At 66.1% G+C, this 6000-nt stretch carries 5 protein-coding genes; 3 read left to right on the top strand and 2 right to left on the bottom strand.

What is annotated here, in order from left to right; genetic code table 11:
* The 3 genes from KHO18_RS24075 to KHO18_RS24065 form a co-directional block, all read left to right on the top strand.
* Positions 1–787 (top strand): amidohydrolase family protein (locus KHO18_RS24075; protein ID WP_211944020.1); only part of this gene is annotated, 787 nt, incomplete at its 5' end.
* Positions 788–815: 28 nt separating this feature from the next.
* Positions 816–1631 (top strand): N-formylglutamate deformylase, encoded by an 816-nt coding sequence (gene hutG / locus KHO18_RS24070; RefSeq protein ID WP_211944019.1) that lies wholly within the window; start codon positions 816–818, stop codon positions 1629–1631.
* Positions 1632–2173: 542 nt separating this feature from the next.
* Positions 2174–2599, top strand: a complete 426-nt coding sequence (locus tag KHO18_RS24065) for a hypothetical protein (RefSeq protein ID WP_211944018.1) — start codon at positions 2174–2176, stop codon at positions 2597–2599.
* A gap of 48 nt (positions 2600–2647) precedes the next feature.
* Here the strand turns inward: KHO18_RS24065 and KHO18_RS24060 are convergent, their stop codons facing one another.
* Entirely contained in the window at positions 2648–4276 is a 1629-nt protein-coding gene (locus KHO18_RS24060) for a bifunctional aspartate transaminase/aspartate 4-decarboxylase (protein ID WP_211944017.1), read from the bottom strand.
* A gap of 19 nt (positions 4277–4295) precedes the next feature.
* Entirely contained in the window at positions 4296–5981 is a 1686-nt protein-coding gene (gene aspT / locus KHO18_RS24055) for an aspartate-alanine antiporter (protein WP_211944016.1), read from the bottom strand.
* Between the last annotated feature and the right edge of the window lie 19 nt (positions 5982–6000).

The raw sequence follows: 6000 nt of genomic DNA, 5'->3' as shown, positions 1-6000 counted from the left end.
CGGCGCGCGGCTCGGGCTGGCGCCGCATTCGCTGCGCGCGGTGCCGCCGGAGAGCCTGGCCCGCGCCGTGGCCGGGCTGCACGCGATGGACGCCACCGCGCCGGTGCATATCCACATCGCCGAACAGCAGAAGGAGGTGGATGACTGCCTGGCCTGGTGCGGCGTGCGGCCGGTGGAGTGGCTGCTCGACCACGCGCCGGTCGATGCGCGCTGGTGCCTGATCCACGCCACGCATATGGATTGGGACGAGCGCCGGCGGCTGGCCCACAGCGGCGCGGTGGCCGGCATCTGCCCGACTACCGAGGCCAATCTGGGCGATGGCGTGTTCGACGCCGCGCCTTACCTCGCCCAGCAGGGCGCGTGGGGCATCGGCTCGGACAGCCACGCGAGCGTAAGCGTGGCGGAAGAACTACGAACCTTCGAATACGGCCAGCGGTTGGGGCTGCAACGGCGCAATGTGCTGGCTTCCGCGCAGCATGCCCAGGTGGCGGACCGGCTCTGGCTCGAAGCCGTGGCAGGCGGCGCCCGCGCGGCGGCGCGCGCCGTGGCCGGGCTGGCAGTGGGCCAGCAGGCCGATTTCCTTGTGCTGGACGGTGCCCACGCCACGCTGGCGGGGCTGGACGGCCCACGCGCGCTGGCGACCCACGTGTTCGCCAGTCACGGGCATGAGACACTAGCGGAGGTCCGCACCGCCGGCATCCGCCGGGTGCAGCATGGGTCGCATCCGCAACAGGCGGAGGCAGCCCGGTTGTTCGCCGCCACGCGCGCCGGCCTGCTGGCCGACTGATTCCCTGAAGCAGCCCCCCTGGATCACGATGTCTTTCTCCACCGATACCCCCGCTTTCACCCTGCATCGCGGCACGCGCCCGCTGCTGGTGTCGATGCCGCACGTCGGCACGTACCTGCCCGCGCCGCTGGCCGCCCGCCTCACGGCCGAGGCGCGCACCGTGCCCGATACCGACTGGCACATGGACCGGCTCTACGCATTCGCGCGCGAGCTGGGCGCTTCCGTGCTGATGGCCACCCATTCGCGCTACGTGGTGGACCTGAACCGCCCGCCCGATAACGCCAACCTGTACCCGGGCCAGGACACCACGGGCCTGTGCCCGGTCGACACCTTCGACAAGACGCCGGTCTACGCCGATGGCTCGAACGGCCCCGACGACGCCGAGATCGCCCAGCGCCGCGACGCGATCTGGCATCCGTACCACACTGCCCTGCAGGACGAACTGAAGCGCCTGAAGACCGAGCACGGCACCATCGCCCTGTGGGACGCCCACTCGATCCGCTCGGTGCTGCCGCGCTTCTTCGAAGGCAAGCTGACCGACTTCAACCTCGGTTCGGCGGACGGCGCCAGCTGCGACAAGGGCCTGGCGGCCGATGTGCTGGCGATTGCCAGCGCGGTGCCGGCGCACACCGCCGTGCTCAATGGCCGCTTCAAGGGTGGCTACATCACGCGCCAGTACGGCGACCCGGCCAACGGCGTGCACGCGATCCAGCTTGAGCTGACGCAGTCGTCGTACATGGAAGAGGTCTACCCGTTTGCCTACGACCCGTCCAAGGCGGGCGCCATCCAGCCCGCCATCCGGCAGATGCTGGAGACCGTGCTGGGGTTTGTGGAGGCGCGTTAAGCCACTATCGCTCGGGGAGGTTTGCATTCCCATTGCAATGAGGAAGTCGCCCCGAGCGATTCCATTGGTTCGGTCGCATTCAAGAGAATTGCTATAGACGTTGGTGATCGCATTACGTCAGCCTTTTGGCTTCTGCCAGAAAGGGAGACGTAAGGTGAAGCAAAACGACGCGCCGAATGCAAGGCCATGCAGGCACATCCTGCATACGGATCCACCTCTCTACGTGTTCGTCACGTACTGCCCGCAGCACTGTCAACCGGACTTCGTCCGGGCCTCCTGCGAAGCCATCGACGAGACGTATCACGGGCGTCCTGGTAACGCCCTCACCTTGACATCGGTCGACGTCAAGCCAGCACAAGGCCAGCACAAGGCCAGCACAAGGCCAGCACAAGGCCGACCATAGGGACACCGCGACGGCGTCGGCAGATCATGTCACGCTGATCGGCCCGAACATGACCAATGAAGCTCCCTCGCGCTTGCGCGCGCCAGGCATCCCGCATGCATCACGAACGCAGACAACGTGGCGGGGTATGTTGTCGAGCATGGCCCGATCCCTGATAGCTTTGGCGTTGGTATGCGGTAGCGCCATCGCATTGGCATGCAAGCCGGGCGAGCAGTTCAACGCGAGGTTTTCCACCGAGGCCGATCAGTTAGCCGGTGCGGAGGCTGGCAGGCTAGGTGCCTGGGTTGCGGAGATGCAGCGCAGCTACCCAAAACGCGATCTGTTCATCCTGGTGAGCTATGTAAAGGAACGGGGAGCATCCGAGGCCATTGCGAAGCGGCGCGCCGACTGGATAAAGGATTTCCTTGTCAGCATGGGCGAGGAGCCGAAGACCATCGTCTACGGCGGGGCGACGGTGCGCCTGAATCCGACAGGGCGGGACTACAGCGGTGCCACCGATTCGTCGGTAGCCATAGAATTTGGGCCGGGGTGCCCGAATCGATGCTGCAAAGCGAAGAGCGAGTAGGGCGCTTCGCCGGAGGGAATGGGCGGGGCAATCCCCCGCCCATTCCCTCTACTTCTTCGTCACCTTCGCATCGGCCTTGTTGCCGGTCGCCTCGTTGTACCGTTTGACGTATTCCTCGAACAGTTTCCGGATCGAGCGGCCGATCTTCACGTAGTCCGATTCGTTCAGGTTCGCCAGCGACACCCGGCCAGACGGGTGGCGCGTGCCGAAGCCCCGGCCCGGCAGCAGCACCACGCCAGCTTCCTCCGCCAGGCGGAACAGCAGTTCCACGGGCTCGGCCGAGTCCAGCACCCACTTCACGAACTCGGGCCCGATGGCCTTGCCGCCGAGCTGTTCGATGTCGAGCAGCGTGTAGTAATCCACCGCATTCGGATCGTCGGCGTTCTCCGGCGCGATGCCGATCTCGCGGAACAGGGCGGCCTTGCGGTTGCGGATCAGCCGCTTCATGGCCTGCTTGTAGGCGTCCGGCGTGTCCATCAGCGAGAACAGCGAGAACAGCACCATTTGCACCTGCTGCGGCGTGGAGAGCCCTGCCGTGTGGTTCAGCGCCACGGTGCGGCTGTCCGCCACGATGCGGTCGATGAACTTGAGCTGGTCCGGTGTGGTGGTGATGGAGTTGTAGCGCTTGTGCAGTGCCTTGCGCTGCGCCTCCGGCAGCTTGGCCAGCTGCTCGTCGAAGATGTTCTCGCGGTGCGTGGCAATCACGCCCAGCCGCCAGCCTGTGGCGCCGAAATACTTCGAGAACGAGTACACCAGGATGGTGTTGCGCGGGCAGAGCGCGAACAGCGAGACGAAGTTATCGGCAAAGGTGCCGTACACGTCATCGGTGAGGATGATCAGGTCCGGGCGGGACTCGACGATGGAGGCCAGGTACTCCAGGCTTTCGTCGCTCATCCGCACGGACGGCGGGTTGCTCGGGTTGACCAGGAAGAACGCCTTGACCTTGGGGTCGCGCAGCTTGTCCAACTCCTGCTTGGAGTACTGCCAGCCCGCTTTCGGGTCGGCATCGACCATCAACTCCACCAGCTGGTAGTCGTTCAGCTCGGGGATCTCGATGTACGGCGTGAAGATCGGCATGCCCAGCGCGATGGTGTCGCCGGCCTTGATCAAGTGGTTCTCGCGGAACGAGTTGAACAGGTAGGTCATGGCGGCCGTGCCGCCTTCCACCGCGAACAGGTCGAACTCGCCGATGAACGGATGGCTGCCGATCATCTCCTTGCGGATGTACTGGCCGACGACGACCTCGGACAGCTTCAGCATGCGGTCCGGCACGGGGTAGTTGCAGGCCAGGATGCCTTCGCACATCTCGTACAGGAAATCCCCGGCATTGAGGCCGAGCTGGTCGCGCACGTAGGACACCGCGCCGGCCAGGAACTTCACCCCGGGCACATCCTCGAATTCGCGCGCGAACAGGTCGAAGCGTTCCTCGATGCCGGCCCGCCGCGGAAAGCCGCCCACGCCCTCGGGCATGTACGAGAACGACCGCTCCGACTCGCGCATGGCGAACAGCCCAAGCTGCCAGAAGCCATGGCGCGGCACGGTGGCCAGGAAGTTCGGATTGCCGCGCCCCGCGTTGAGCATCAGGCGGTTGGCGTCGCCGCTGGCCAGCTGGATCAGTTCGTCCTTGAGTTCGAACGGCGAGAGGCTGGAGAGTTTTGCAAGATCCGGTTTGCTCATCAATCGCTCCTTCAGGAAATCAGACCAGTCCGACCACGAGCGGACCCAGCAGGGTCAGCAGCACGTTGGCCAGCGCGTAGGTGATGGCGAACGGCACGGTGGGCACCGGGCTTTCCGCCTTGTCCAGAATGCCGCCGAAGGCCGGGTTGGCGCTGCGCGAGCCGGACAGCGCGCCAGCCAGCAGCGCGGCGTTGTCGTAGCGCAGCACATAGCGGCCGAACAGCATGGTCAGGAACAGCGGCAGCAGGGTAACCACGGCGCCGAGCAGGAAGATGGTCAGCCCGCTGTCGCGCAATGTGTGCACCGCCTGGAGGCCCGAGTTGATGCCGACGATGGCCACGAAGGCGGCCAGGCCGAAGTCCTTCAGCAGCTGGCACGCGGCAGTCGGCATGGCGCCGTACATCGGATGTTTGGACCGCGCCCAGCCGAACACCAGGCCGGACAGCAGCGCGCCGCCGCCCGAGCCCAGCGTGAGCGGGATATCGCCGATCCGCACCATCAGCAGGCCGATCAGCAGCCCCACCAGCACGCCGGCGCCGAAGTAGACGAAATCGGTTTTCTCGCTCGGCACCAGCTCGTAGCCGGCGCGCTCGGCGGCGCGCTTGGTGTCCGCCGGGGTGCCGTAGAAGGTGATGATGTCGCCGTGCTGGAGCTTCAGGTCCGGCAGGATCGGCAGCGTGTGGTCGTAGCGCTCGATGCGCTCCAGGTACACGCCGTGACGCATCTCGCGCTCCACGCCGGCCACGATCTCGCCCAGCGCCTTGTTGTTCATGCCCTTGGCCGTGAACACCGCGCGGCGGGTCTGCATGACCATGCCCATGCCCTCCGCGTCGGGAATTTCCTCGCCGATCTGGAGCGCCGTGGGCACCATGGCGTCGCGCCGGCCCACCAGCAGCACGATGTCGCCCTCGTGCAGCACGGTGTCCTGCCTGAACTCGAGCGCCTTGCCGCCACGCTGGATCTTCTCCACCGTGACAAGATCCTCGCCGCTCATCTCGATCTGGGCTACGGTCTGGCCTGCCGCCCCGGCCACGCGGAACAGCCGGCCCACCAGCCGCGGCAGCGCGCCCGCCTGGCCCGGCCCGAACTGTGGCAGGCCGCCGTGCATGGCCGCCTCCACCTTCCTGGAGTCGGTCTTCAGGTCGCTGCCCATGAAGCGCGGCAGGATATTCACGCAGACGATGATCGCGCCGAGCGAGCCGAACACATAGGTCACCGCGTAGCCGATGGCGACGTTGGCCTGCATGATCTTCACCTGGTCCGGCGGCAGACCGAGCTTGGTAATGGCGTCCCCGGCCGTGCCGATGATGGCGGACTGGGTCATGCCGCCCGCCGCCAGCCCCGCCGCGATGCCCTTGTCGAGGTGGAAGATCTTGGCCAGCACCACCACCGTGACCAGCCCCGCCACGGCCATGAACACCGCCATGGCAATCTCGCGCAGCGAACTGCGGTTGAGCGAGTTGAAGAACTGCGGGCCGCTTTCATAGCCCACCGCGTAGATGAAGACCGCGAACATCACGGCCTTCACGCCGTTGTCGATCTCCACGCCCACCTGGCTGATGACCACGGCCGCCAGCAATGAGCCGGCCACGCCACCCAGCTGGAACTTGCCGAATGTGATCTTGCCGATGGCGTACCCGACCGCCAGCGACAGGAACAGCGCCGACTCGGGTGATTTCTGGAAGATGGTGTGCAACCAATCCATGGGGCCTCCTGAAACGCGA

It is taken from the genome of Cupriavidus campinensis (assembly GCF_905397395.1).
In the GTDB taxonomy this organism is placed as follows: domain Bacteria; phylum Pseudomonadota; class Gammaproteobacteria; order Burkholderiales; family Burkholderiaceae; genus Cupriavidus; species Cupriavidus campinensis.
Note: the sequence above shows the minus strand (reverse complement) of the source record. Positions and strands in the feature narration are given on the sequence as shown.

Coding starts and splice junctions, on each gene's coding strand:
- hutG (WP_211944019.1), top strand. CDS start 816: ATGTCTTTCTCCACCGATACCCCCGCTTTCACCCTGCATCGCGGCACG.
- KHO18_RS24065 (WP_211944018.1), top strand. CDS start 2,174: ATGGCCCGATCCCTGATAGCTTTGGCGTTGGTATGCGGTAGCGCCATC.
- KHO18_RS24060 (WP_211944017.1), bottom strand. CDS start 4,276: ATGAGCAAACCGGATCTTGCAAAACTCTCCAGCCTCTCGCCGTTCGAA.
- aspT (WP_211944016.1), bottom strand. CDS start 5,981: ATGGATTGGTTGCACACCATCTTCCAGAAATCACCCGAGTCGGCGCTG.